Origin of the sequence: Agarivorans sp. 1_MG-2023, from assembly GCF_030548385.1 — a bacterium.
GTDB lineage: Bacteria > Pseudomonadota > Gammaproteobacteria > Enterobacterales > Celerinatantimonadaceae > Agarivorans.
This window is the reverse complement of sequence record NZ_JAUOSJ010000010.1, coordinates 131,444-154,206: the sequence shown is the minus strand read 5'-3', so window position 1 is coordinate 154,206 and position 22,763 is coordinate 131,444. Positions and strand designations below refer to the sequence as shown.

The window sequence follows — 22,763 nt, the reverse complement described above, 5'->3', positions numbered from 1 at the left end:
AAAGGAAGTGATTATGAAAGTAGCGTTAGCTGAAAAACAATTTAGAAAAGACGCTTGCTTGTCACCAGAGGCAATTCAAGTACGCCAAGCATTAATTGATAAAGGTATTGAAACCCCTTTGCTGGAAAATCAATTAACCAACGAGCAAAAGTACTTAAAAATTAAGGCCTCTTTGACTGACGTAGTGGCAACCTTAGGCTTGGATTTAAAAGATGATAGCCTAGCTGAAACTCCGCATCGTATTGCCAAGATGTTTGTTGATGAAGTGTTCTCTGGTTTGGATTATTCGCGTTTTCCAAAAATCAGCATCATTGAAAATAAAATGGCGGTAGAAGAGATGGTGAAGATCTCGGATATTGCTTTCACCAGTACTTGTGAACACCATTTTGTCACCATTGATGGTTTAGCCAAAGTGGCTTATATCCCTAAAGACAACATAATCGGGTTATCTAAAATTAACCGTATTGTGCGCTTTTTTGCCCAGCGGCCTCAAGTGCAAGAGCGGCTAACTCAGCAAGTACTGGTTGCTTTGCAAAGCCTGCTAGGCACCGATGATGTGGCCATCACTATGGATGCGACCCACTTTTGTGTAAAAGCGCGCGGGGTAATGGATGCCAGTTCAAGCACCCAAACGTCGGCTTACGGCGGGTTGTTTAAGACGAGTAAATCGGTTCGTAGAGAGTTTTTAGGTTAAGCATCGATATTAATGCAGGCGCATAAACGAGACGTAGGTGATGTGCTCACTGAGCGTGAGAGCCGTTTAAGCTGTTAACTGCCTTAGTATTACTGGTCAGAATTTCAAAAAAAAAACCGACATGTCGTCGGGCTTTTTATTTATCTGTTACCAGAATTAGCCGGTTTAGGCTTAGCAAACCTAGAACTGGTTTTTGCCGTACCGCCGCCAGCGTGGCGTCGATTTTTGCCAACCGGCTTATTGCCTCGAGAGTTCTCACTCGAACGCTGACCGTCGCGATGGTCATTGCGGTGTTGCTTTGGCTTCTTCGGCTTTTTAGGTTTAATTGGCTTACCGCTTAAGGTGGTAGGTGGTAAGGCGGTTGATGGCTCAAACCCTTCCATTACTTTGCGCTCTAACAGTTTACCCGTTAAATGCTCTACGCCACTCAAATCAGCAATTTCATCGGCACACACTAAAGATATCGCTTGGCCTGTTGAGCCAGCGCGACCAGTACGCCCAATACGGTGTACGTAATCTTCGGCTACGTTGGGTAGGTCAAAGTTCACGACTTGTGGTAGTTGATCAATATCTAAACCGCGAGCGGCAATGTCGGTAGCTACTAATACTCTTACGTCACCACTTTTAAAGTCTGCCAATGCGCGAGTTCGTGCGCCTTGGCTTTTATTTCCATGAATGGCCGCCGCGGTAATTTGGCTATGGTCTAAATGCTTAGCCAAGCGATTAGCACCATGTTTGGTGCGGCTAAATACCAGTACTTGTTGCCATTTATTGTCGTGAATCAAGCGAGTTAGCAAGGCCGATTTCTTCGACTTATCTACCGGCACAATCCACTGCTCTACAGTTGGTGCTGCAGCGTTAGGCGGCGTAACTGATACCTCTACAGGATTACTCACAAGGCTCTTGGCTAGGGTGCGAATTTCGTTAGAAAAGGTGGCTGAGAACATTAAGGTTTGGCGTTTTTTAGGTAATAGAGCCAAAATCTTTTTAATGTCGTGAATAAAACCCATGTCTAACATGCGGTCTGCTTCATCAAAAACAATCACTTCAAGTTGCTGAAAACGAAACGCGTTTTGATTGTACAAATCTAATAAACGACCGGGTGTTGCTACCAATACATCGGCACCGCGACGCAGCTTTTGCATTTGTGGATTAATTTTTACCCCGCCAAATACTACGGTTGAACTTAATGGCAGGTTTTTACCGTAAGTGCTAACACTTTCGCCCACTTGTGCTGCTAGCTCGCGGGTTGGGGTTAATACCAAGGCGCGAACTTGGTTGTTACGTACTTTAGGGCCTTTGCTCAGCAGTTCAAGCAGGGGCAGGGTAAAGCCCGCAGTTTTACCGGTGCCAGTTTGTGCGGCGGCCATAATGTCTTTACCTTCAAGAATCACAGGAATAGCTTTGGCTTGAATTGGCGAAGGTGTGTCGTAACCTTGAGCGGCTACCGCTTCTAAAAGGGGTTTAGATAAACCCAGGGAGTCAAAGCTCATAGAATATTCTCTTGTGGTAATTAGGTATGCATGGCCGCACTTGTGGCGGGCGTGCAGCTTACAGTAAGTTGCTAGTGAGTACCATGCTTGGGCTAGGCTTCTGGCTTAATCTTGGCATTTAATTCGCGAGTTTTTTTAGTTAATTAATGCCAGTGGCCTAGATTACGTCGAATAAACGGTAATCATGCTAGTCTGAAAGACACTATTACTTGCTCTTGTACCAGCATATAAGGAACCAATATGAGTATAGCCGAGCGATTGGTTGAGCTAGGAATTACTTTACCCACACCTACAGGCCCTGCAGCAAGCTACAGCAATTGCGTGCAAACCGGTAACTTGCTTTATGTATCGGGCAAGGGGCCGGTTGCTGGATTAGCAAACATTCCAAAAGGAAAGCTAGGCCGCGAATTTACCTGTCAGCAAGGGGCTGATTTTGCTCGTGTAGCGGGTTTAGACATTTTGGCCGCAGTACAGCAGCACCTAGGTTCCTTAGACAAGGTGAGTAGAGTGGTGAAGCTACAGGGTTTTCTAAATGCTACTGAGCAATTCGAGCAACACCCCGAAGTGCTCGATGGTTGTTCAGCGTTAATGGTAGAAGTATTTGGTGAGCGAGGTCTGCATGCGCGCTCGGTATTTGCTGCGGTATCACTTAGAGCGAACTTACCGCTGGTGATTGATTCGATATTTGAGGTGGCTGAGTAATGGCTTTTGACACAGACTTAGCCCACAAGATTCGATTGCAGCTAAATGACAAGGTGGAGATTAGCGAACGAAAGATGTTTGGCGGTTTGTGTTTTATGGTAGCAGGGCACATGGCCTGTGGTATTAACGGCGATAGGTTGATGGCGCGGGTAGGGCCTAACCAGTATTTACAGTGTTTAAAGCAAGACTATGCGTCGGAGATGACTTTTACCGGTAAACCGATGAAGGGCATGGTTTATGTGTCTGCTGAGGGTTTGCTCACTGCAGAGCAGCGCGAAAAATGGTTAGACTACTGCCTTAATTTTGTGCATAGCCTCGCGCCCAAATAGAAGGAAAATGGCAGTGATATCGATTGAAGCTAAGCACGATAGTACTTTTATTTTGCGTTTAATAGAGCGGGGTGACGCTGAAGCTTTAGGTGCTTTTTTCCAAGGTTTAAGCCCCGCAACCACTTGCCGCTTTGGGCCGCATCCATTAACTCAGCAGCAAGCTAAACACTTATGTGAAGCCATTAGCACTGATAGCGCAGAACGCTGGGTAATTATGGATAAAGACCTGGTTGCGGGTTACTTTATAGTTGAGCATCAAATATCGTCAGAGGAAGCTGAGCGTTACAGTCGCCAAGGCGTAAGCTTACAGGCTGAATTAGACGTAATTTTTGCGCCGTGTATAGCTGATGCATATCAAAATGCAGGTTTAGCTTCTGCAGCCATTAAACCTTTGATGCAACATGTTAAGCAGCAAGGTGCGCTAAGCATAGTGTTAATGGGCGGGACTCAAGAAAGCAACCATCGCGCGCGACATTTTTATAAGGCTTGTGGTTTTGAAGAATACGGTGGCTTTCATACCGAGATTTATAATATCGACATGCGAGCGATCTTGTAATCAATCATTAATTTGGCATAGTAGCCGCACGATTGTTGAAGAGTAATTATAAATGAAGATTTGGGTAGATGCCGACGCCTGTCCGGTGGTGATTAAAGAGATACTATTTCGTGCTGCCGAGCGCACCCAAATTCCGCTTATCTTGGTGGCGAATCAATACATAAAGACGCCGCCTTCAAAAGTTATTTCTAGCTTACAGGTGAGTGCTGGTTTTGATGTAGCCGATAACGAAATTGTGGCACGAGTGAGCGAAGGTGATTTAGTGATTACTTCAGACATTCCATTGGCCGATGAGGTGATTACTAAACAAGGCCAAGCACTTAGTCCCCGCGGTGAGCTGTATACGAAAAGCAATATTAAATCGCGACTTAACATGCGTGATTTTATGGACACCATGCGCTCCAGCGGCGTGCATACTGGCGGGCCAGCTGCGCTTAGCCAAGCCGACCGAAAAGCCTTTGCTAGCCATTTAGATTCTATTCTCGCCAAACATAAATAAGGCTATAAGCGCTGGACGTTACCCCGTCATTTTAGCTTGTTTATCAAGGTGCTTAGTGGGTTAAAGCGCTGATTGATCACTGAACTGTCATCACTTGTTGATAAACTAAACCACTTGCGTTTAGGTTTTCTAGGATGACAACTAATGGGTAAACAGTTTAGTGCGATGATCCCCCCTCACGTCGAATTCATCGAACAACAACAGATGTTTTTTGTGGCAACAGCAGCGCCAAGCGGAAAAGTGAACCTGTCGCCAAAAGGTATGGACTCGTTTCGAGTGCTGAATAAACACCAAGTGGTGTGGCTAAACTATACCGGCAGTGGCAATGAAACGGCCGCTCACGTGAGCCAAGATCCACGCATGACGATTATGTTTTGTGCCTTTGAAGGCAAACCCGTTATCTTGCGTTTATACGGGCAAGCGACAGCGATTCATCGCAGAGATGAATTGTGGCAAAACTATAGTCAATTGTTCTCTAACCTAAATGGCGCTCGGCAACTCTATTTATTAGATATTGATATGGTGCAGAGCTCGTGCGGAATGTCGGTGCCATTTTATGATTATGTAGCGCCTCGAGAAGAGCTAAGTCAGTGGGCGGCTAAGCAAGGTGAGGAAGGTATTGAGCAATATTGGGCGAAGAAAAACCAGCAAAGCTTAGATGGGGTTGATACCCATATCCTAGCCTTATCAAAAATAACTGACTAAATCCTGAATTAGTTTGAGTTGAAAGTAATTTTCTTAGCGTTGTAGATCTTTTACCGGCGCTTCAATGTCTAATAATGGGGCTGCATCAATCGCTTCTGCATCCATCATTGAAGCAATATGTTGCATAGATGAGAGTATTTGGGTCTTCTCCCAATCTTCTAGGCTCTCAAAGCGTTGAATAAATTCTTCGTGCAGTAATGGCGGCACAGTAGTAAGAATATCGTGGCCGCGGCTGGTAAGGCGCGGGTTTACAATGCGTCGGTCGGTGGCACAGCGTACTCGCTCGATCAGCTGCCGCTCCTCCAATCGATTAAGAATAGTGGTTACTGTGGCTTGACTCAATGAGACTTGGTCGGAAAGACGTTTAACATTAACGGTGCCCATTTCTTCAATCGCCCGTAATACCATCACTTGCGGAATGGTTAAGCCACAGGCTTTTACAATGCGTTTGGATTGTAGGTCGGTAGCGCGGATAATTTTCCGTAAGGAAATCAACACGTCTTGCCAGTAAGCAGATTTTTGCATAACTATTTAAATGCTTTTTTGGGGTTTTTCGGAGTATATCCCATACTCAAACCAGAGGGTATACACAGTAGTTAGTTTGAACTCTAATTATTTGAAGTGTATGATTCTTAACGCTAAGAAAGCACACAGGGAAGGATAGGGATATGAAGTTAAGATATGCAGCACTGCTTTTAGTGAGCGGATTTGCTCAAGCTGAAGACAGCTGTGGCAGTGTTACCATTGCAGACATGAACTGGAGTTCTGCAACCGTTATTGCCAATGTAGATAAATTTATTCTGGAACATGGTTACGGTTGTGATGCCGAACTTGTACCAGGCGACACCATGCCAACCACCGTTTCTATGATGGAAAAAGGCGAACCTGATATTGCTCCTGAGTTATGGAGTAACTCTGCTAAAGAAGTATTAGATCGCGGCGTAGCAGAAAAGCGTATTCGCTTTGCGGGTAAGTCATTGTCTGACGGCGGTGAAGAAGGCTTTTGGGTACCGAAGTACTTAGTAGAAAAGTACCCTGAAATTGCCACTATCGAAGGCGTTAAAAAACACGCTAAATTATTTGTTCACCCTGAAAGCAAAGAGCTATCTGGCTTTTACGGCTGCCCAGCGGGTTGGAACTGTCAAATTTCTGCAAGTAATTTATTTGATGCTTTAGAACTAGAGAAATCAGGTTTTGAACTGATTGATCCAGGTTCGAGTGCCGGCCTTTCAGGTTCTATTGCTAAAGCCTACACCCGCGAACAAGGCTGGTTTGGTTATTACTGGGCACCTACTGCTGTGCTAGGTAAATACGAAATGGTTAAAGTGGATACTGGAAACGGTATTGACGAGCAAGAATTCTTGAACTGTACCACTCAAGAAGATTGTGAAAACCCTAAAGTAACCATGTACCCACCTTCGCCAGTTCACTCAGTAACGACTGAAGAGTTTGCCACTAAGGCTCCGGCTGCTTATGAATACATTACTAAGCGTTCATTCACTAATGCTGAAATGAATAGTTTATTAGCGTGGATGGAAGAAAGCCAAGCGGATGGCGATGCAGCAATGTATCACTACTTAACTGAAAACCCAGAAAGCTGGAAAGCTTGGGTATCAGATGACGTTGCCGCCAAGGTCAGTAAAGCTTTAGCCAGTATGTAGTTTAAGTAAAAAAAAGGCCAACCTCGGGTTGGCCTTTCGCGTTTTTAATAGAGGTAGTTATTTATGGCGGATTCGTCATGGTTGGAACGTTTTCCACAAATGAGTCGAGCCGATCTCACCGTTATTCGTAAGTCTTTAGATGGTGCATATCGAAATTTTTCCCGAGAGTATGGCGAAGCCATCGAATCATTTTTTGAGCCCCTTTTACAGTTTCTAGTTTGGTTTGAAAAATTGCTTATTACCACTCCGTGGTGGTTAGTATTGATTGTGTGTGCAGGTTTGGTTTACGCCGCGAGTCGTTCTTGGAAGCTGGTTATTGGCTCCGTTGTATCACTGCTACTGGTGGGTTACTTCGGCATGTGGGAAGACATGATGCGAACCATGAGCATCATTACCGTGTGTACTATGCTGGCCATTGCCTTAGGTATTCCTATTGGTATTGTGATGGCCCGTTCTAATCGAACCCAAGCAATTATTACCCCTATGCTAGATGTTATGCAGACGCTGCCAGCTTTTGTATACCTGATTCCGGTAGTTATGCTGCTGGGCATTGGTAAAATTCCTGGCGTGATCGCGGTGGTTATTTACGGCATTCCTCCGGTAATTCGTTTAACTAATTTAGGTATTCGCTTGGTGGATAAAGAGGTGTTAGAAGCCGCTACAGCCTATGGCGCAAGTACCACGCAACGTTTGTTTGGGGTGCAGATCCCCTTGGCGATGCCCACCATTATGGCGGGAATAAACCAAACCATTATGATGGCCTTATCGATGGTGGTGATTGCCTCAATGATTGGGGTGAAAGGTTTAGGCCAACCAGTATTAAAATCAATTACCAATCAGTACTTTACCTTGGGTTTACTCAACGGTTTAGCGATTGTAGCGCTGGCGATTATATTTGACCGTGTCTCACAAGCCTACGCTAAGCGCACCCAAGCACATCTTCAAGGATTTAAGCATGACTGAGCCGCTAATTAAAATTCAGGGCTTATACAAGCTGTTTGGTGAAAATCCGAAGCAGGTGATGCCGCGAGTAAAGGCCGGAGAATCTAAAGATAAAATTCTGGCGGAAACTGGCCACACTTTGGGTCTTAAAGACATTAACTTAGAGATACAGCAAGGCGAAATCTACGTAATAATGGGTTTGTCTGGTTCTGGTAAATCGACCTTGATTCGTCACTTCAACCGTCTAATTGACCCTACCGAAGGGGTGATTAGCATTGAGGGCACTGACGTAATGAAGCTGAGCAGCAAAGAGCTGCAAGATTTCCGTCGTCATAAAATGTCGATGGTATTCCAACGTTTTGGTTTGATGCCACACCGTAGTGTGATTGAAAATGTCGCTTATGGTTTAACCGTGCAGGGCGTGCCTAAAGAGCAGCGTTTAGCAAAAGCCCAAGAGTGGTTAGATACCGTGGGCTTAAACGGTTATGAGCAGCAATATCCTTCGCAACTTTCAGGTGGTCAGCAGCAGCGTGTAGGTTTAGCTCGTGCCTTAAGCACCGATGCAGAAATTTTGCTGATGGATGAAGCCTTCTCAGCCCTTGACCCGCTGATTCGAAGTGAAATGCAAGATCAGCTGATTGAACTCCAAGAAACCCTGCACAAAACTATTATCTTTATTACTCACGATTTAGATGAAGCGCTGCGCATTGGCGACAAAATTGCTATTTTGAAAGATGGTGAGGTAGTACAGCAGGGCACGCCAGACGATATTCTATTAAATCCCGCTACCGATTATGTTGAAGCTTTTGTAAAAGACGTAAACCGAGCTCGTGCCCTTACTGTAGAAACGGTAATGCGGCCTCCTGCGCGGCGAATTACGGCTGATACTATTGGTGAAGCCTTGCAGCAAATGAAAAAAATCAAAGGCGACTACGCTTATCATGTTACCGAAGATGGCTACCAAGGCATTGTGACGCAAGATTCGCTTGAGCAAGCATCGAAAGCAAATGCTGATGAGCAATTCGAAACGTGTGAGTATCAAGACGTGCCGACTATTTCACCAGACGCGGCCATTGAGAGTGTTATAACTGACAGCTTAGAAAGTGATTTCTCATTGCCTGTAGTAGATGATGACGGCAACCTCAAAGGTGAGTTAACTCGCAAGTCGGTGGCCGAAGTATTTGCCGAGCCTGAAGAGTTGGAAGTAGACGCTGACTCTAATAAAGAAGCGCTTGTTTCGAAATAAATATGTCAACAAGTCTTGCTAATATCGCTTAGCAAGACTTGAGTTTATTCCTTCCTTGTAAGCCGTTTTTATAGGGCTTAGCTAAATACCCTAGTCTTAAATTCAAGCATTCATACTCAACGTTGTGCTGCTATAGGTAGCATGGTTAATCCTTTAGAGAGCCTATAGAATGCAAGTGAGCTTACAGCAATCTGATACTGAATTAGAGCAAGTGGCTGATGTTATGCTGGCGCTTCGCCCAAGCTTCACCAAAGCTACATTGATTGAACAAATTAAGTTGCAGCAGCTGCAGGGTTATCAGTTGAGTTACTTAAGTGACCAGCAGCAAATTGTTGCAGTTGCCGGTTTTGTGATTGCTTGGAAACTATCTTGGGGCAAACACCTTTATTTGGATGATTTAGTAACACTGCCAAGTTGCCGCTCGAAAGGTGTTGGAAAGCAGTTGCTGCATTGGCTAGAAGACTATGCCAAGCAACAACAGTGTGAGCAGTTTCATTTAGGATCTGGAGTACAACGCTTTGCCGCTCACCGATTTTATCTACGCCATGGCTTTGATATTAAAAGCCATCATTTTACTAAGCAACTAAGCAACTAAGCAACTAAGCAAAGCAGTACCTTTCAATAACAATAAGGTCGAGCGTTATTGCTATTTGACTTAACGCATTGCTAGGCCAGCGCTTTGTGCGCAAAGTTGCTTCATCCGATCGTAAGTAGCAGTAAAGCCTTGTAAAGATACTGATGTGGTCTTTAACTTCAAATTTGCTGTTAGCGTAGGTTGCTGAGAAAACTGCAAGTATCTACCTTGTTTTAGTTGGGTAATTTGTTCTTGAGAGCTAAGGCTATAGTTGAATTGGCTAAGCGTAGTTTTCAGTTGTTTGTGGTCAATGGATACATGCTGTTCAGGCGCTTTAATCACATTGTGTTTCACCGATACCGCGCCATTATTCGCGCAGCTAAGCTTTAAAATTGCGTAACCATCAATAATCCCCACCAGACCTTTTATACGCGCCGGGCGATCACCTAGGCTGGTGTTGTAATAGTGGTAGTTAATTTGCGCGTTTGAATTAATGAATTCAGATGGCGTGGACTCTACTATGTGGCTATTAAAGCCCCAGCAGGAGAAGGACAGAGTGCTAAGTGTCCCTAGTATTATCGCTAATGTTCTCACGGAAGTTCCTTGATAAATATCTCTATAGTTAGTTCACTTATTAACCTATCTGTCCGTTTTTTTTGCACTATACTTTGGTCTAATTTGTCCTACAATATTTAAGATCAAAAAACTAGCATATTTGTGTTATCGCTAACGCTTTAAAGGCAATTTTTGTTTACAAATTTGAGTAATTCAGCTTGAAGATATTTGCCCTAGTTAGATGTGTTGAGCTCAAATACAGTATTCGTTTAAGGTTTTGGGCCGTCAAACCAGATGTCACTATGATTGTTTGCTGACTTTTCTTCCTACTTTCGATGCTGACTGTGCACTCTCGTTATGAGAACTAAGGGTTAAAGCAACTAAGTTGGGTATTGCTACTTCTTTATCATTTGGCGTTGGATGGAGTTTACGGCTATAACAGGCTATACAAAATCTTATGCTTCTATTAGATCAAACAATATATTAATTGCCCTTCTAATCTTGAAAAAATGTTTTATTGTGGGGTTAGTTTAACTCTGTATTAGGGAGCTTATAGCCCAATTTAGTTTCAACATTGAAGCATAATCTTGTTGAAGGAACGTCATCAAATATTTTACTTTTGTCTTGTATCAAGTTGGCTTTGTTTTTAAGTCGCTGACAGTCAAGCGACTTGTTTGGTGAATACAGAGCGGTATTCGATAGGAAAAGGATGACCATGATCAGAGATGCACAGTTAAGTGATTGCCCGCAAATTTGCAGTATTTACAATTATTTTATTGAAAACAGTCGTGCCACCTTTGAAGAGCGACAGGTGGAGCCTAGTGATATTGCTTCGCGGGTCGCAACTCTGCAAAAAGAGCTGCTGTGGTTGGTGTACGAACAGCAAGGTGAGATATTGGGTTATGCCTATGTGAGCCCATGGAAGGGACGTAGTGCCTATCGCTTTTCCGTTGAAAGCTCCATTTACGTTGCGCATAGCGCCGCTGGCAAAGGAGTTGGTACTCAGCTGTACCAAGCTTTGTTAAACCGCCTTCAGGATTATCCTATTGCCACTGTTATCGCAGGTATTGCTTTGCCTAACCCGGCTAGTGTAGCCATTCACGAGCGCTTGGGCTTTCATAAGGTGGCTGAGTTTGAAAAGGTAGGGCGAAAATTTGGCGAATGGGTCAATGTAGGTTATTGGCAGCAGCAAATTAAAACCGAGCAACAAATAGATGAGTTGGAACAAGAGGTTCTAGAGGAATATTAACCATGTCTGCTATTGAGTTTTCAGTTGAACAAAAACGCGCATTAGTGAGTAAAGTCCAAAGTTATTGTGAGCAACAGTTAGATGTTGAAATTGGTCAGTTCGATGCCGAGTTTCTATTGGATTTTTTCTCTGAAGAAATTGGCGCATTTTATTACAACCAGGGCTTGCAAGATGCGCAAGTGGTAATGCAAAAGCGCATTGATAACATTGCTGACGATTTGTATGAAATAGAAAAGCCTACCAAGTGGTAGCTGGGCGAGTATTGAGGTAGTGATGAAAACAATTGGCATTATAGGCGGCATGAGTTGGGAATCGAGCCTGATGTATTACCAGCAACTGAATCTTGCCGTTAAGCATGCAAAAGGTGGCTTACATTCAGCCAAAATAAATCTAGTCAGTGTCGATTTTGCTGAAATAGAACGCTTACAACACCAGGGGAATTGGCAGGCTTTAGCTGAACAAATGGTGGCTGCTGGTTTGTCGGTTCAAGCCTCAGGCGCAGATTTTCTGCTAATTGCTACTAATACAATGCACAAAGTAGCAGAGCATGTAGAGCAAGCTTTAAATATTCCCCTGCTGCACATAGCGGATGCTACCGCGAGTGAGTTGCTTAAAGATGGTGTTAAGCGAGTGGGTTTATTAGGCACTCAGTTCACTATGCAACAGCATTTTTACAAAGGGCGCTTGCAGCAGAGTGGTTTAGATGTGTTGGTGCCCGACGATGCTGGTATGGCGTTAGTGCATACCATTATTTATCAAGAGCTATGTCAGGGGAAAGTGTTAGACAGCTCTAGAGATGTTTATTTACAGGAAATGGAAAAGCTTAGAGCAGCAGGGGCGGAGGCCATTATTTTAGGCTGTACCGAAATTGGCTTGTTGGTGCAGCAATCAGATACCGCCATTAGGCTTTACGATACTACCGCTATTCATGTTGCTGCGGCTGCGCAGTTCGCCTTAGCGGATTAATCGCTATGCTTACTTTTCTACAGGCAATAAAAAACGGCCAAGCAGGCCGTTTTTTTAGCTTAAAGCTAGTGTCTAATTAATCAAAGACTAATTGGATACTATGCCTTTAAGAGCAGCTTAAGCAACAGTTACGTTAGCAGCTTGAGGACCCTTTGGACCTTCTTCTACTTCAAACTGTACTTCTTGGCCTTCAGCTAAAGTTTTGTAACCGTCGCTTTTGATAGCGCGGAAATGTACGAATACATCTTTACCATCTGGACGCTCGATGAAACCAAAACCTTTTTGCTCGTCAAACCATTTTACGCGACCTGTAGCCATGAGTAATCTCCAAAATATAATAAATAAAACTTACACCAAAAACGGGTAAGTTAAAGGGTGCCGAAAGATGCAGAAATTACTTACGAACAAACAGGTATGAAATCTAAGAAATCAACGCATTTGTATGGGGCATAAATATCCGCTGTAACCTTTACCAGCGAGCGAAGTGTAACGTATATTGGATTAATGTAAAGGTGTATGTGTGATCTTTCGCTCACTGTTCAGAGGAGTGCGTCTTGTAAAGTTGACGAGCCCATATCTCTCCCCCCGTTGACAATAGGCAATTAGTCTAATGATAAGGAACACAATGAACCTGAAAATCCATCAAGTGGATAGCTTTAGCCAAGACTTATTTAAAGGTAATCCGGCAGCGGTGATCATTCTTGAACGCTGGCTGGACGACGCGTTAATGCAGGCGATAGCCATAGAAAATAACTTGTCTGAAACCGCATTCTTAGTACCTCTCGCGACCAACTATTATTTTATCCGCTGGTTCTCGCCTATTTGTGAAATTGATTTTTGTGGGCATGCCACGCTGGCGGCTGCACACGTTCTCTTTGAAGACAATACTGAGGCATTAGAACTAAGATTTGCGACTTCTAAAGTAGGAGAGCTAAGCGCACGCCGAGCGGAAGACCATTTAATTGCTATGGATTTCCCCATTCACCCGCCTCAGTCAATACAAGAGATTCCAGATGCTCTATTAAAGGGCGTATCGATACAACCGAGTAAGATTTTGCGAAATCAACAGGCTTATTTTCTGGTCTATGATCAGCAATCGCAGGTTGAGTCGATAGTTATTGATGAAGCGTTAATTAAAACCCTTGGCCCTTATGATGTGGTTGTAACCGCTAAAGCTCGTGATTACGATTTTGTGTCGCGTTACTTTTGGCCGGCCAATGGGGGATATGAAGATCCAGTTACTGGGTCTATTTATGCTGGACTCACACCATACTGGGCGGCGCGTTTAGGTAAGAAGAAAATGGTGGCTTACCAAGCTTCGAACCGCGGTGGAGTGTTGCATTGCGCGTTAAATGCGCAAAGTGTCACTGTTGCTGGGCATGCTACAACCTATATGCAGGGCACTGTGTTTATGTAAGTGCTAACTCAATTAACTTTCAAGGAGTGAATTAATGAATCAGCACGAAAAGCTTAACTATGTAGAATTCCCCAGCAGTGATCTCGTTGCCACCAAGCAGTTTTTTAGCACCGTTTTTGCTTGGCAGTTTGAAGATTTTGGTGAGCAATACACCGCGTTTTCTGGACAGGGTTTAGATGGTGGCTTTTTTCAAGCGCCGTTAAAGTCGTCAACCGAAAACGGTGCTGCTTTGTTGGTGTTTTATAGCCAAGACCTAGAGCAGACTCTTTCTAAAGTGGAGCGGGCTGGCGGGAAGATAGTTAAAGCTATTTTCAGTTTCCCCGGTGGGCGACGTTTTCATTTTTGCGAACCTAGTGGTAACGAATTTGCAGTGTGGTCTGAGCTTGAGTAACTCCCAGCCTATGCGCACCTACTTAACCACTCTTGTTGCGTTAATTGCCTTTGCCGGTAACTCGGTATTGTGTCGTTTAGCGTTAGGCGAGCAACAAATAGATGCTGCCAGTTTTACCGCCATACGTTTACTTGCGGGCGCAGTGACTTTGGCGATACTTATTGGTGTGGCTCGACAAAATTCAGTGAATTCCGCCAAAGGCAGTTGGTGGTCTGGTTTTATGCTATTTGCTTATGCCGCGTGCTTCTCTTTTGCCTATTTATATCTAGATACTGGCATTGGTGCATTAATCTTATTTGCGGCGGTGCAACTAAGCATGGTGGGTATTTCTATGGTAAAAGGTGCTCGCTTATCTGTGGGTGAGGGCTTTGGCATTGCTTTGGCCTTTAGTGGTTTAGTGTGGCTATTAGCGCCTAATGAGCAAATCTCAATCTCTTGGTTAGGGTTTGGGTTAATGTTAGTCGCGGGCGGCGCTTGGGGGGTATACACCCTCAACGGTCGAGGCTCAAACAGTGCAAGCCGTGATACCTGTTATAACTTTTGGCGTAGCTTACCGTTTTTAGTGCTGTTGTTACCTTGGCTGTTGATGGATTCAAACCTGAGTGCTGAAGGTGTAGTGTTGGCAGTGGTATCTGGTGCATTGGCATCGGGTTTAGGTTACTGGATATGGTATTTGGCACTTGCCGGCCTATCGGCAAGCCAAGCAGCAGTTTTGCAGCTGTTAGTGCCGATTATTGCAGCGCTAGGTGGTTGGCTATTTGCGAGTGAAGGCTTAGGTTTGAACTTTGTGGTGTCAGCCAGCCTGGTACTGGGTGGCATACTACTTACAATATACAGCAGAGCAAGTATGGAGAAAGTAACAAAGAAGGATTCACAGAATGAGCAACCCACTTAAACTGGTAGTAGGGCGAGATTCTACCTGGTCGATCCGCGCCTACTTATCTATGCAGTTAGCTGAATTAGAACTTGAGTTAACTACAGTGCCTTTAGGTGAAAAGGGTTATAGACAAACGCTATCTAATTTATCGCCAACTGGCTTAGTTCCGGTCCTTCAGCATGGCGATTTATTGCTCCATGATTCTTTGGCTATTAGTGAATATGCTAATGAGCTTTCTCCGGGAACTGTACTCCCGGTTGATAAAGGCAAACGCGCCCTAGCTCGTAGCTATCTAGCGGAGCTGCATTCTGGTTTTATCAACATTCGCACCGAGTTACCCTTTCAGCTTAAGCGGGTAGAACAGCCGATGTTAAGCAGCAGTCTGGAAAAAGAGCTACAGCGATTAAGTGTTATTTGGCAATCCTTTGACGGCTGCTTTGCCTTTGGCCAAGCTAGCGCAGTAGACGCTTTTTATGCAGTGATGGCGTTACGGCTGTTCAACTATGGGATTGAGTTAGACGATGCTGCAGGGCGCTATCAGCATCATTTAATGGCTTGGCCATTGTTCAAACATACTCTAAAAGAGGCGGAGAACTGGTGATGCAAAGTGAGCTTGCACCAGAGCTTAAGTTAATCATCGCCGACTACCCGGTAACGGTGCAACGCCAACTAATGGTTTTGCGCCAAGAAATCTTTCAAGTTGCTAAACATACAGAAGGGGTAGGCGAGTTGACCGAAACCAGCAAATGGGGCGAACTGGCTTATCTTACCGAGCAAAGCAAATCTGGCTCTACCTTGCGAATTGATTGGAAAGTAGCAAACCCCGATTACATAGGTTTATACGTTAACTGCCAAACGCATTTAGTTGCTTCGTTTGGTACTCTGTTTCCAGGCTTGTTTTGTTATCAGAAGCAGCGTGCAATCTTGTTAGGCGTCGATCAAGCATGGCCTCTTGCTGAGCTCAAGATATGTATCGCTATGGCGTTGCGCTATCATTTAGATAAAACACACTAACTATTCACCAAAGAGGGAATCACTATTTCAAGGATGAAAAAAGTGTTAGCTAAGCGATGTAGCCGGTTTATCTTGATTGGCTTTTGCTTGCCGTTTATGGCTCAAGCAGCGTTGGTAAAGGGGCATTTAGAGAATGAAATCTTACCTATACTAGAGCGCAATTTGTCGGGTACCTTTGCCGCAGATGCCATTATTCATGATCGCGAAACGGTAACTATTGGTTTTGTTAATTTTGACCCCTCAGGTTTTATTCCCATTGACGATGACAATCTCGGTGGAGACGATGCTAATCGTTTAAAAAATGAGTTGAAAACCATCACATTACCGCTAACGCTAACTTTACCTTGGCATGGTTCTGGTTGGGAAACCTATACCACTGGTCGGTTGGGTTATACCCAACGCTTTCATGATGTGGCGCTGTTCGAAGAAATCGACTCTACCCGTGACCATGAAAAACTTCAGGTTTATTCTGCTTATCTTGGTGGTGGTCTGCATCTAGACCCTTGGTCTAATTGGCGCTTAAGTGCGGAGCTAGGTGGAAGTTTGCGTCGCTTGAATCAGAATTACACCTACAACAACTCGATAAGTCAGATTTTTCAGCCAGTATTTGACGGAGTGCTGACTAACTTTTCTTTGAATGCGTGGATGCTACACCCGAGTATTGCGCTGCAGTACCAGCGACGTTGGACTAACCATAAGTTAAAATATCGTTCCCGTTTTGAGTACCTACGCGGAGAAAGCTTTGGCTCCGATGTTGCTTCACATCAAGTGCAAATTGCTGCTACGTCGTGGCGTAATACCCTGTATTACGCTCACCCTATTGGTCGCGCTTTAGATATCTCATTTGCTGGGCAGTTATCGGCTTCACGGGTTGATTTAACTGGCAATACTAACGAGGCTTTTCAAACACCGCATTACTATGAATTTGGTTTTGATTTGTTAATGGGCACTGGTGCATATGGCGAGGGCTGGTTAGATAATGTGAGTATTGGCTTGCTATTTAATTATGGCAGCGTGCTAAAAGGTGGCAGTTTGGTCTTTAATTACAATACCTATTAGGTCCGCCAGCGATCACTGGCGGAGTGTGAGTTTGCTTAACTTAGCAAGTTAGGTGTCTAACTCTAAACGAGCGGCCTTTCATTTTTCCGTGCTCTAGCTTCTTACGTGCTTGCTTAAGTACTTCGCGCTCCACTGCTACATAAGCGCGGTTATCAAACAGGTTAATTTTGCCAACTTGTGCGCCGCTAATACCATTTTCGCCCGTTAACGCACCCAGAATATCGCCGGCTCTTACTTTTTGTTTCTTACCGCCGTCAATTTGTAGGGTAGCCATTAGTGCGCCCGCAGGTTTCTTGTTTAGTAAAGACATGTCTGGAAGTTCTTCGTCTTCAATGGGACGACTTAAGTAGTCTTCCAGTAAGGCGACTTTGTAATGCTCTTTATCGCTAAAGAATGAAAAAGCCAAACCTTTGCTGCCAGCACGTCCGGTACGACCAATGCGGTGCACATGCACTTCTACATCGCGCGCAATGTGGTAGTTAATCACGGCATCAAGCGAGTCAATATCTAAGCCTCGAGCGGCAACATCGGTTGCCACCAAAATGGCGGCACTGTTATTGGCAAACTGCACTAAGGTTTGGTCGCGATCACGCTGTTCTAAATCACCATGTAAGGCAACAGCGCTAAAGCCGAGTAGGCGTAATTCATCGGCAACTTCTTGCGCTTCGCGTTTGGTGTTGCAAAATACCACGCTAGATTTAGGGCGATGCTGTAATAACAGCAAGCGTAGCGCTAACATACGTTGCTCATTGTCATCTACCTTATAAAAGTGCTGAGAAATAGACGAGTCATCGTGAGTGCTAGCCACTTCTATACGCACTGGTTTGCGCATTATGTGCTGAGAAATACTCTCAATTTGAGCTGGGAAGGTGGCACTAAACAATAAGGTTTGGCGATCACTCGGTGCTAATTCAATAATGGCATCAATGGCCGATTGAAAGCCCATTTCCAACATGCGATCTGCTTCATCAAGAATCAGGTTCTTAATGTTATCTAACTTCAGCGTGCCTTTGTTTAAGTGCTCTTCTACGCGACCCGGTGTGCCAACAACAATGTGAGCCCCATGTTCTAGCGACCCAATTTGCGGGCCAAAAGGCATGCCTCCACATAGGGTTAGCACCTTAATGTTATGAATGCTACGTGCCAGTTTGCGGATCTCTTTAGCCACTTGGTCGGCTAGTTCACGGGTTGGGCACAATACTAATGTTTGAATGCGAAAGCGTTTAACTTCCAAGGCATTAAGCAAACCTAAACCAAAAGCGGCGGTTTTACCTGAACCCGTTTTGCCTTGAGCGATAACATCTTTACCTGCCAGAATCTCTGGCAGACTTTGCGCTTGAATTGGCGTCATGGAGCTATAACCCAGAGTTTCCAGATTTGCTAATAAATCAGGGTGTAGGGCAAGAGTAGAAAAATCAGTTTGGCTCACAATGGCGTCCTCTTCGAGGGAAAAATAAAGGTATAACCGCAGCAGCAATTGCTTTCGGGGGCGCGATGATAGCTGAAAACACGGCACAATTGTGTAAAAAATAGCAAGTTTTTCACTTTACTGAGCTTGTCTTGTAAAAATATATGTTACTTGAGGTGTTTTAGAAGGGCCGAACAGCAAAACTAGGCGGCATTTTGCTGGGTGCTAATGTGGGCAGTTTATTGTAATAAAGGCTGCTCGATGGCTTGAAACTCACTGGCCGAGTTAACTAAGGCATTGGCGGTAAGGCTAGGTACGCCATAGACCAAGGCTTCAACCGAATACTCTTGAGTGATTTTATCTAGCAAAATGGCAAAGTCACCATCGCCAGAGAGCAAGACTACCATGTCTACGTTACGTGCCGCTTCTAATACGTCGATGGTAATGCCAACATCCCAGTCGCCCTTGGCTGAGCCATCGCTGCGTTGAATAAAAGGCTTAAGTTTTACTTTGAAACCAATGTGCTTAAGTGCGTCTTGAAATTTTAGCTGCTGGTTATCACCGCGATCAATCGCGTAAGCATAAGCTGCAACAATCTCGCCTTGCTCTTTTAACTGCTGCCAAAGTTTGCGGTAATTAAACTGTTTAGCGTAGGCCTCGCGGCAGGTGTAATAGATGTTTTGAACATCGGCGAATACGGCTATTTTTTTCACTAGGCGCTCTCTAAGCTGGTGGCTATGAAATGACTGGCGGCTATTTGATGTATTAAACATTATTACATGCTGGTTATGAAAAGCCCCGCTCTAGCTTATGTTTATAAGTAAAAACGGGGGCTAGCTTAAACATTAAGCAATATAAATACTGCTCATATAGCAGTAATTACCATTTTTCTTAGGGTGTTTTTGAAGACAAATTCGTCATTGGCATTTAAGCAGGGGCAAAATACTCACCTTGGGTGAGAAAGGCTGTATTCCGCTTAAAACTGGCTGTCATTGCTAAGAATACTGCTACGTAGGGTGCTTATTGCAGAGCCGAGAGTAGGACTTTATGGAATTAAAACGTGGCTAGCTTTGCGCTAGCCGTGAGTGACTAATGGCGTAGTGTGTTGCTATTTTCTGCTGATAGAAAAGGCATCTACGCGTACTTCTAGCTCTTTATCTAAGCTAGGTGTCGTGCTGGTGTCTACTTCTAAAAGGCTAAATATTTCCACTTGGTTATTATCGCCAGTATTGAAGTCGACACTGACTTGGCGGAAACACTTCTTGTTCTCTCCTTGTGGCGCGTCGGCTAGATCACGCACGTGCGCGCGAGTTTCGGCTAGCATATTGCCGGTGAGTGATGCATCGCCAACTTCTCGAACACCAAAATATAGTTGTGTTGGTGAGCTATTACCTTTTTTATCGCAATAGAATAGAGAGAACACCATGTCTGTATTAGCTGGTAAATCACGTACCAGCTGACTTAAACCAGGCATAGCTGAAAAATTATGGTTACTGACATCGCGCTTAAAGCGAAAACGAGATGAGCCTTCTCCTTCAAAAGCGCTATCTTTTGAGCTGCCCACATCGCCTAAACCATTACTTGAATCTTCGTGGCTTAGCCATACAGCACTTTTACCTTTGTCGGCGCGGTAGTTGGTGAGCTGCGGATCTTGAACATAAGCGTGAGCGGATAGGGCAATACAAGTGCCCAGAATGCCAGCACCAAGAGCGATTGTTTTTTGTAAGCGCATAGGTAATCCTTTTGAGTCGTCGATAAATCCCATTATATTTGTATTATTATATAATTTAAGGCGGGTTTGCTGTGAACCTACTCGCGTTTTTGTAGATTGTTTAAACAGCCTGGATTGACGGCATTTTTTGATGGCAGAGGTTTAGCGCTTGGTGAGTGTTGGTTTAGCCATTTTACTTAAGGCTAATTGGCAATAACGAGGCTGGCTTTCGAGTAAACAGGATTACAGGCGCAGTGCTTTAAGAATGGATAAGCAGTGGAGGAATAACATTATCAGTCTATTGAGTTTTAGACGCTTGAGCACCGAATATACCTGCAGAGCGTAGCCAATGAGCTTTTAGCTAAAGCAGGTAGACCGATGACTCGGCCTACCTGCTTTGAACCACTCTAAACTGTCATTACTTAAGGGTAACTATAAGCGCGGGTGAAGCCGTTTAAGCGTTATCGGCAACGCGAGCGTCTTGTACTTTGGTCATTAAGTCTTGCGCTTTTTTCATTACGGCGCTGGCTTCTTTAGTACGGCGTTTCTTCAATAAGTAATCTGAAAAACGTAGGTACTTATTAGCCATGGATTGGCGTGTTTCGACTAGGTGTGAGAAGTCGTTAGGCAACTCTTTGGCCATCACGTCTACTTCGCGCGCCATTTTATCTAGCGTTTTCACACGGGTTAAACCATCGATGCGTTCTTGCATTTGTGCGAAGTGATTTTGGTAAAATACTTCAGCGGCTTGATAAGGAAAATCAGCCTCTTGTTCATTGGCTATGGCTTGCTTGTACTCTGCCATGGCACTAATTGATGACTTCAACTCTGCTGCACGAGCAATGCGCGCTTGTTGCTGTTCGCTATTAGCAAAAAAGGTCTCACCCGCTGAAATCATGTCGGCAAGAGCAACTACATCTAAGTCGTCTGCGGCTTTATCGAAAAGCTGAGTGAACATTTTTTCTGATTTTTCATTGGGCGCAAACTGATAGTCAGTTCTTACTTGCAACAAATCTTGATAGATAAGGTAAATATCGTCGCCATCTTCGCTATGCTGGTATCTACCTTGCTCTAGGTTAGTGTCTAAACGTTGGCTCAGTGCTTCAACAGTTCCCATCCAGCCTTGGTTTACGTCTTCAGCGATTAAAGCCAAGCTATAGGAATCAGGATAAATTCGATTCACTTCTTGAAGTAAAGACTGAATAGCGTAGTAATCGGGGTAAGCACTGTCTCGATTATTTAATAAATCGTCGATTTGTTTCTCATAATAATCAATCACTAAACGTTGCTTATCACGAAGCATCGCTTGTTTAGGCACATGTTGCTTTGCAGGAATAGTGCTGAGAATAGGCAAAAATTGCTGAGGTGTTAAGGCCACTAACTCTTGGTTAGCAAGCTCTACTCGTTGCAAGGTTTCTAGGGCTTGCTGGCTTTGGCTAAATTGCAGCTCGGTTTGTTGGTAGCCGTAAGCTGCAGAGCCAATTAATGCTACGCCGCAAGCAACAGCAAAAGTAGGCTTAAAGTAACTATTAGTTAGGCCTTTTTCCAACTTGGAAAGATCTGTTGTGCGTTGATTTAACTCGAACTTTAAGCCTTTTTTCAAACTAGCCCAACGAATTAAAGGAGCATGTTTAGGTTTAGCTGGAATAATCTTTTCTTTTGCTGCCTGGTTTGCTGTTTTGCGATTAAATGGGTGCTTGCTAGATAGCAACTCGTAAGCGATACAGCTAAAGGCAAATACATCGTCGGCGATACTCGGCGCAGCGCCATTCAGCAACTCTGGCGAAGCATAAGTCGGTGTAAAGCCACTCACTGGTGATGTTTCTTCAGGCTTGTCTGCAGCATACTGATCGGCATTTAAGTTAAGTGCGCGTGATACACCAAAATCAAAGATTTTGATGGTGCCATCTCGCGATAGCATGATGTTGCCTGGTTTTAAGTCGGCGTGTACTACGCCATTTTCGTGGGCATAACTCAGTGCAGAAGTCAGCTGCTGAAGTAGCGCCAAGCTGCTTTTATAAGACAAACCATTTGGTCGATGACTCTTTATCACTTCATCTAAGGTTTGCCCATCTAACCACTCCATCACCAAGTAGTAGTCTTCTTGGTCTACGCCAAAGTCGTACACACGAATAATATTAGGATGGCTTAAACGCTGCGTTTTTCGAGCTTCTCGAATCAAAATACGTGCAGCATCTGGCTGATCGTGAAATTCTTTTTGTAACAGCTTAATCGCCACATAAGGCTGGCTATCACCAGCGGCTTCTAGCAATAAGTCTTTGGCGCGATACACATCACACATACCGCCGTGGCCAACCAAACCTTCAATTTGATAGCGCTTTTTGATGACGCGATTGAGCATTTGATCGTTAGGAGTGTGCGCTTTGCTTTTTTTCGGGGTTACCGTTTCTGTATTACTTACTACGGTTTTGTCATTAGAACCTGAAGAATTAGCTGATTGTTCAGCCTTTTTTTTCGGTGTGGCGGTTTGGTCTTTATTAACGTCATCCATGGAAACTACCCTATCAGGCTAAAACACATTATATCATTAATGTGTGACAAATATATTAATAGTAAGAATACTATTTTCGGTTTTTCTAGTCTTTAATTTTCTCGAATTAAAGTCTCTTTAATGGAAGAAAATTAAAAGTATTTTTAAGAAACATAAGAAATTTATTGTGAAATCCGTTTGCTTTACTTTTTTGACTGTTTTTT

General features: G+C 44.1%; 27 protein-coding genes. 19 read left to right on the top strand and 8 right to left on the bottom strand.

Features of this window, described 5'->3' with window-relative positions:
- The first annotated feature begins 13 nt into the window (after nt 1–13).
- Complete coding sequence (gene folE, locus Q4592_RS15450; RefSeq protein WP_303514735.1) at nt 14–694, top strand: GTP cyclohydrolase I FolE; 681 nt, start codon at nt 14–16, stop codon at nt 692–694.
- Between the two features lie 140 nt (nt 695–834).
- Here the strand turns inward: folE and Q4592_RS15445 are convergent, their stop codons facing one another.
- A complete protein-coding gene (locus tag Q4592_RS15445; protein WP_303514732.1) occupies nt 835–2,187 on the bottom strand; it encodes a DEAD/DEAH box helicase in 1,353 nt (450 codons plus the stop codon).
- A 240-nt stretch (nt 2,188–2,427) separates the two neighbouring features.
- Here Q4592_RS15445 and Q4592_RS15440 point away from each other — a divergent pair, with 240 nt between their 5' ends.
- From Q4592_RS15440 to Q4592_RS15420, 5 genes are all read left to right on the top strand, one after another.
- On the top strand, nt 2,428–2,889 hold the full coding sequence (locus Q4592_RS15440; RefSeq protein WP_303514730.1) for a RidA family protein: 462 nt from the start codon (nt 2,428–2,430) through the stop codon (nt 2,887–2,889).
- Nucleotides 2,889–3,218, top strand: coding sequence for a TfoX/Sxy family protein (locus tag Q4592_RS15435; protein ID WP_303514727.1), 330 nt, complete (start codon nt 2,889–2,891; stop codon nt 3,216–3,218). The genes Q4592_RS15440 and Q4592_RS15435 overlap by 1 nt, the downstream gene beginning before the upstream one ends.
- Nucleotides 3,219–3,225: 7 nt before the next feature.
- Complete coding sequence (locus Q4592_RS15430; RefSeq protein WP_303514724.1) at nt 3,226–3,774, top strand: GNAT family N-acetyltransferase; 549 nt, start codon at nt 3,226–3,228, stop codon at nt 3,772–3,774.
- 52 nt (nt 3,775–3,826) lie between these two features.
- A complete protein-coding gene (locus tag Q4592_RS15425; RefSeq protein WP_303514721.1) occupies nt 3,827–4,273 on the top strand; it encodes a YaiI/YqxD family protein in 447 nt (148 codons plus the stop codon).
- Nucleotides 4,274–4,417: 144 nt separating this feature from the next.
- On the top strand, nt 4,418–4,978 hold the full coding sequence (locus tag Q4592_RS15420) for a pyridoxamine 5'-phosphate oxidase family protein (protein ID WP_303514719.1): 561 nt from the start codon (nt 4,418–4,420) through the stop codon (nt 4,976–4,978).
- Between the two features lie 33 nt (nt 4,979–5,011).
- Here the strand turns inward: Q4592_RS15420 and Q4592_RS15415 are convergent, their stop codons facing one another.
- The gene (locus Q4592_RS15415) at nt 5,012–5,503 is read right to left on the bottom strand and encodes a MarR family winged helix-turn-helix transcriptional regulator (RefSeq protein ID WP_137672506.1); all 492 of its coding nucleotides are present in this window, start codon (nt 5,501–5,503) and stop codon (nt 5,012–5,014) included.
- Nucleotides 5,504–5,646: 143 nt separating this feature from the next.
- Between Q4592_RS15415 and Q4592_RS15410 the strand changes: the two genes are divergently transcribed.
- The 4 genes from Q4592_RS15410 (at nt 5,647) to Q4592_RS15395 (ending at nt 9,422) form a co-directional block, all read left to right on the top strand.
- Nucleotides 5,647–6,639, top strand: a complete 993-nt coding sequence (locus Q4592_RS15410; protein WP_303514716.1) for an ABC transporter substrate-binding protein — start codon at nt 5,647–5,649, stop codon at nt 6,637–6,639.
- 63 nt (nt 6,640–6,702) lie between these two features.
- On the top strand, nt 6,703–7,602 hold the full coding sequence (locus tag Q4592_RS15405; protein ID WP_137672504.1) for a proline/glycine betaine ABC transporter permease: 900 nt from the start codon (nt 6,703–6,705) through the stop codon (nt 7,600–7,602).
- Nucleotides 7,595–8,827, top strand: a complete 1,233-nt coding sequence (locus Q4592_RS15400; RefSeq protein ID WP_303514714.1) for a glycine betaine/L-proline ABC transporter ATP-binding protein — start codon at nt 7,595–7,597, stop codon at nt 8,825–8,827. The genes Q4592_RS15405 and Q4592_RS15400 overlap by 8 nt, the downstream gene beginning before the upstream one ends.
- A 169-nt stretch (nt 8,828–8,996) precedes the next feature.
- Nucleotides 8,997–9,422 (top strand): GNAT family N-acetyltransferase, encoded by a 426-nt coding sequence (locus Q4592_RS15395; RefSeq protein ID WP_303514712.1) that lies wholly within the window; start codon nt 8,997–8,999, stop codon nt 9,420–9,422.
- A 60-nt stretch (nt 9,423–9,482) separates the two neighbouring features.
- Here Q4592_RS15395 and Q4592_RS15390 read toward each other — a convergent pair whose 3' ends face one another.
- Nucleotides 9,483–9,995, bottom strand: coding sequence for a hypothetical protein (locus Q4592_RS15390; protein ID WP_303514711.1), 513 nt, complete (start codon nt 9,993–9,995; stop codon nt 9,483–9,485).
- Between the two features lie 670 nt (nt 9,996–10,665).
- Here Q4592_RS15390 and Q4592_RS15385 point away from each other — a divergent pair.
- Genes Q4592_RS15385 through Q4592_RS15375 form a run of 3 tightly spaced genes read left to right on the top strand, consistent with a single transcriptional unit; the run spans nt 10,666 to nt 12,171 of the window.
- On the top strand, nt 10,666–11,205 hold the full coding sequence (locus Q4592_RS15385; protein ID WP_303514709.1) for a GNAT family N-acetyltransferase: 540 nt from the start codon (nt 10,666–10,668) through the stop codon (nt 11,203–11,205).
- Between the two features lie 2 nt (nt 11,206–11,207).
- Nucleotides 11,208–11,456 (top strand): DUF2164 domain-containing protein, encoded by a 249-nt coding sequence (locus Q4592_RS15380; RefSeq protein WP_303514707.1) that lies wholly within the window; start codon nt 11,208–11,210, stop codon nt 11,454–11,456.
- 22 nt (nt 11,457–11,478) lie between these two features.
- Nucleotides 11,479–12,171 (top strand): aspartate/glutamate racemase family protein, encoded by a 693-nt coding sequence (locus Q4592_RS15375; protein WP_303514809.1) that lies wholly within the window; start codon nt 11,479–11,481, stop codon nt 12,169–12,171.
- A gap of 117 nt (nt 12,172–12,288) precedes the next feature.
- On the opposite strand, the gene Q4592_RS15370 is transcribed toward Q4592_RS15375, so the two are convergent.
- Entirely contained in the window at nt 12,289–12,489 is a 201-nt protein-coding gene (locus Q4592_RS15370) for a cold-shock protein (protein ID WP_137672498.1), read from the bottom strand.
- Nucleotides 12,490–12,796: 307 nt separating this feature from the next.
- Between Q4592_RS15370 and Q4592_RS15365 the strand changes: the two genes are divergently transcribed.
- From Q4592_RS15365 to Q4592_RS15340, 6 genes are read left to right on the top strand one after another with little or no spacing between them, the layout of a single operon-like run.
- Nucleotides 12,797–13,588 carry a PhzF family phenazine biosynthesis protein gene (locus Q4592_RS15365; protein WP_303514703.1) on the top strand — a complete coding sequence of 264 codons (792 nt, stop codon included), beginning with the start codon at nt 12,797–12,799 and terminating at the stop codon, nt 13,586–13,588.
- Nucleotides 13,589–13,622: 34 nt separating this feature from the next.
- Nucleotides 13,623–13,979 carry a VOC family protein gene (locus tag Q4592_RS15360; RefSeq protein WP_303514701.1) on the top strand — a complete coding sequence of 119 codons (357 nt, stop codon included), beginning with the start codon at nt 13,623–13,625 and terminating at the stop codon, nt 13,977–13,979.
- The gene (locus tag Q4592_RS15355; protein ID WP_303514699.1) at nt 13,972–14,874 is read left to right on the top strand and encodes a DMT family transporter; all 903 of its coding nucleotides are present in this window, start codon (nt 13,972–13,974) and stop codon (nt 14,872–14,874) included. The genes Q4592_RS15360 and Q4592_RS15355 overlap by 8 nt, the downstream gene beginning before the upstream one ends.
- Nucleotides 14,858–15,457: a glutathione S-transferase N-terminal domain-containing protein gene (locus Q4592_RS15350; protein ID WP_303514696.1), complete on the top strand. Its 600-nt coding sequence runs from the start codon at nt 14,858–14,860 to the stop codon at nt 15,455–15,457. Before Q4592_RS15355 ends, Q4592_RS15350 begins: the two co-directional genes overlap by 17 nt.
- Entirely contained in the window at nt 15,457–15,870 is a 414-nt protein-coding gene (locus Q4592_RS15345; RefSeq protein ID WP_303514694.1) for a DUF1801 domain-containing protein, read from the top strand. The genes Q4592_RS15350 and Q4592_RS15345 overlap by 1 nt, the downstream gene beginning before the upstream one ends.
- A 42-nt stretch (nt 15,871–15,912) precedes the next feature.
- Nucleotides 15,913–16,929 carry a Solitary outer membrane autotransporter beta-barrel domain gene (locus Q4592_RS15340; RefSeq protein ID WP_303514692.1) on the top strand — a complete coding sequence of 339 codons (1,017 nt, stop codon included), beginning with the start codon at nt 15,913–15,915 and terminating at the stop codon, nt 16,927–16,929.
- Nucleotides 16,930–16,969: 40 nt separating this feature from the next.
- Here the strand turns inward: Q4592_RS15340 and dbpA are convergent, their stop codons facing one another.
- From dbpA to Q4592_RS15320, 4 genes are all read right to left on the bottom strand, one after another.
- A complete protein-coding gene (gene dbpA / locus Q4592_RS15335) occupies nt 16,970–18,358 on the bottom strand; it encodes an ATP-dependent RNA helicase DbpA (RefSeq protein WP_303514690.1) in 1,389 nt (462 codons plus the stop codon).
- Nucleotides 18,359–18,576: 218 nt separating this feature from the next.
- A complete protein-coding gene (locus tag Q4592_RS15330; protein ID WP_303514688.1) occupies nt 18,577–19,050 on the bottom strand; it encodes an NYN domain-containing protein in 474 nt (157 codons plus the stop codon).
- Between the two features lie 395 nt (nt 19,051–19,445).
- Nucleotides 19,446–20,069 carry a hypothetical protein gene (locus Q4592_RS15325; protein ID WP_303514687.1) on the bottom strand — a complete coding sequence of 208 codons (624 nt, stop codon included), beginning with the start codon at nt 20,067–20,069 and terminating at the stop codon, nt 19,446–19,448.
- Between the two features lie 433 nt (nt 20,070–20,502).
- Entirely contained in the window at nt 20,503–22,560 is a 2,058-nt protein-coding gene (locus Q4592_RS15320; protein WP_303514684.1) for a serine/threonine-protein kinase, read from the bottom strand.
- Nucleotides 22,561–22,763: the final 203 nt, after the last annotated feature.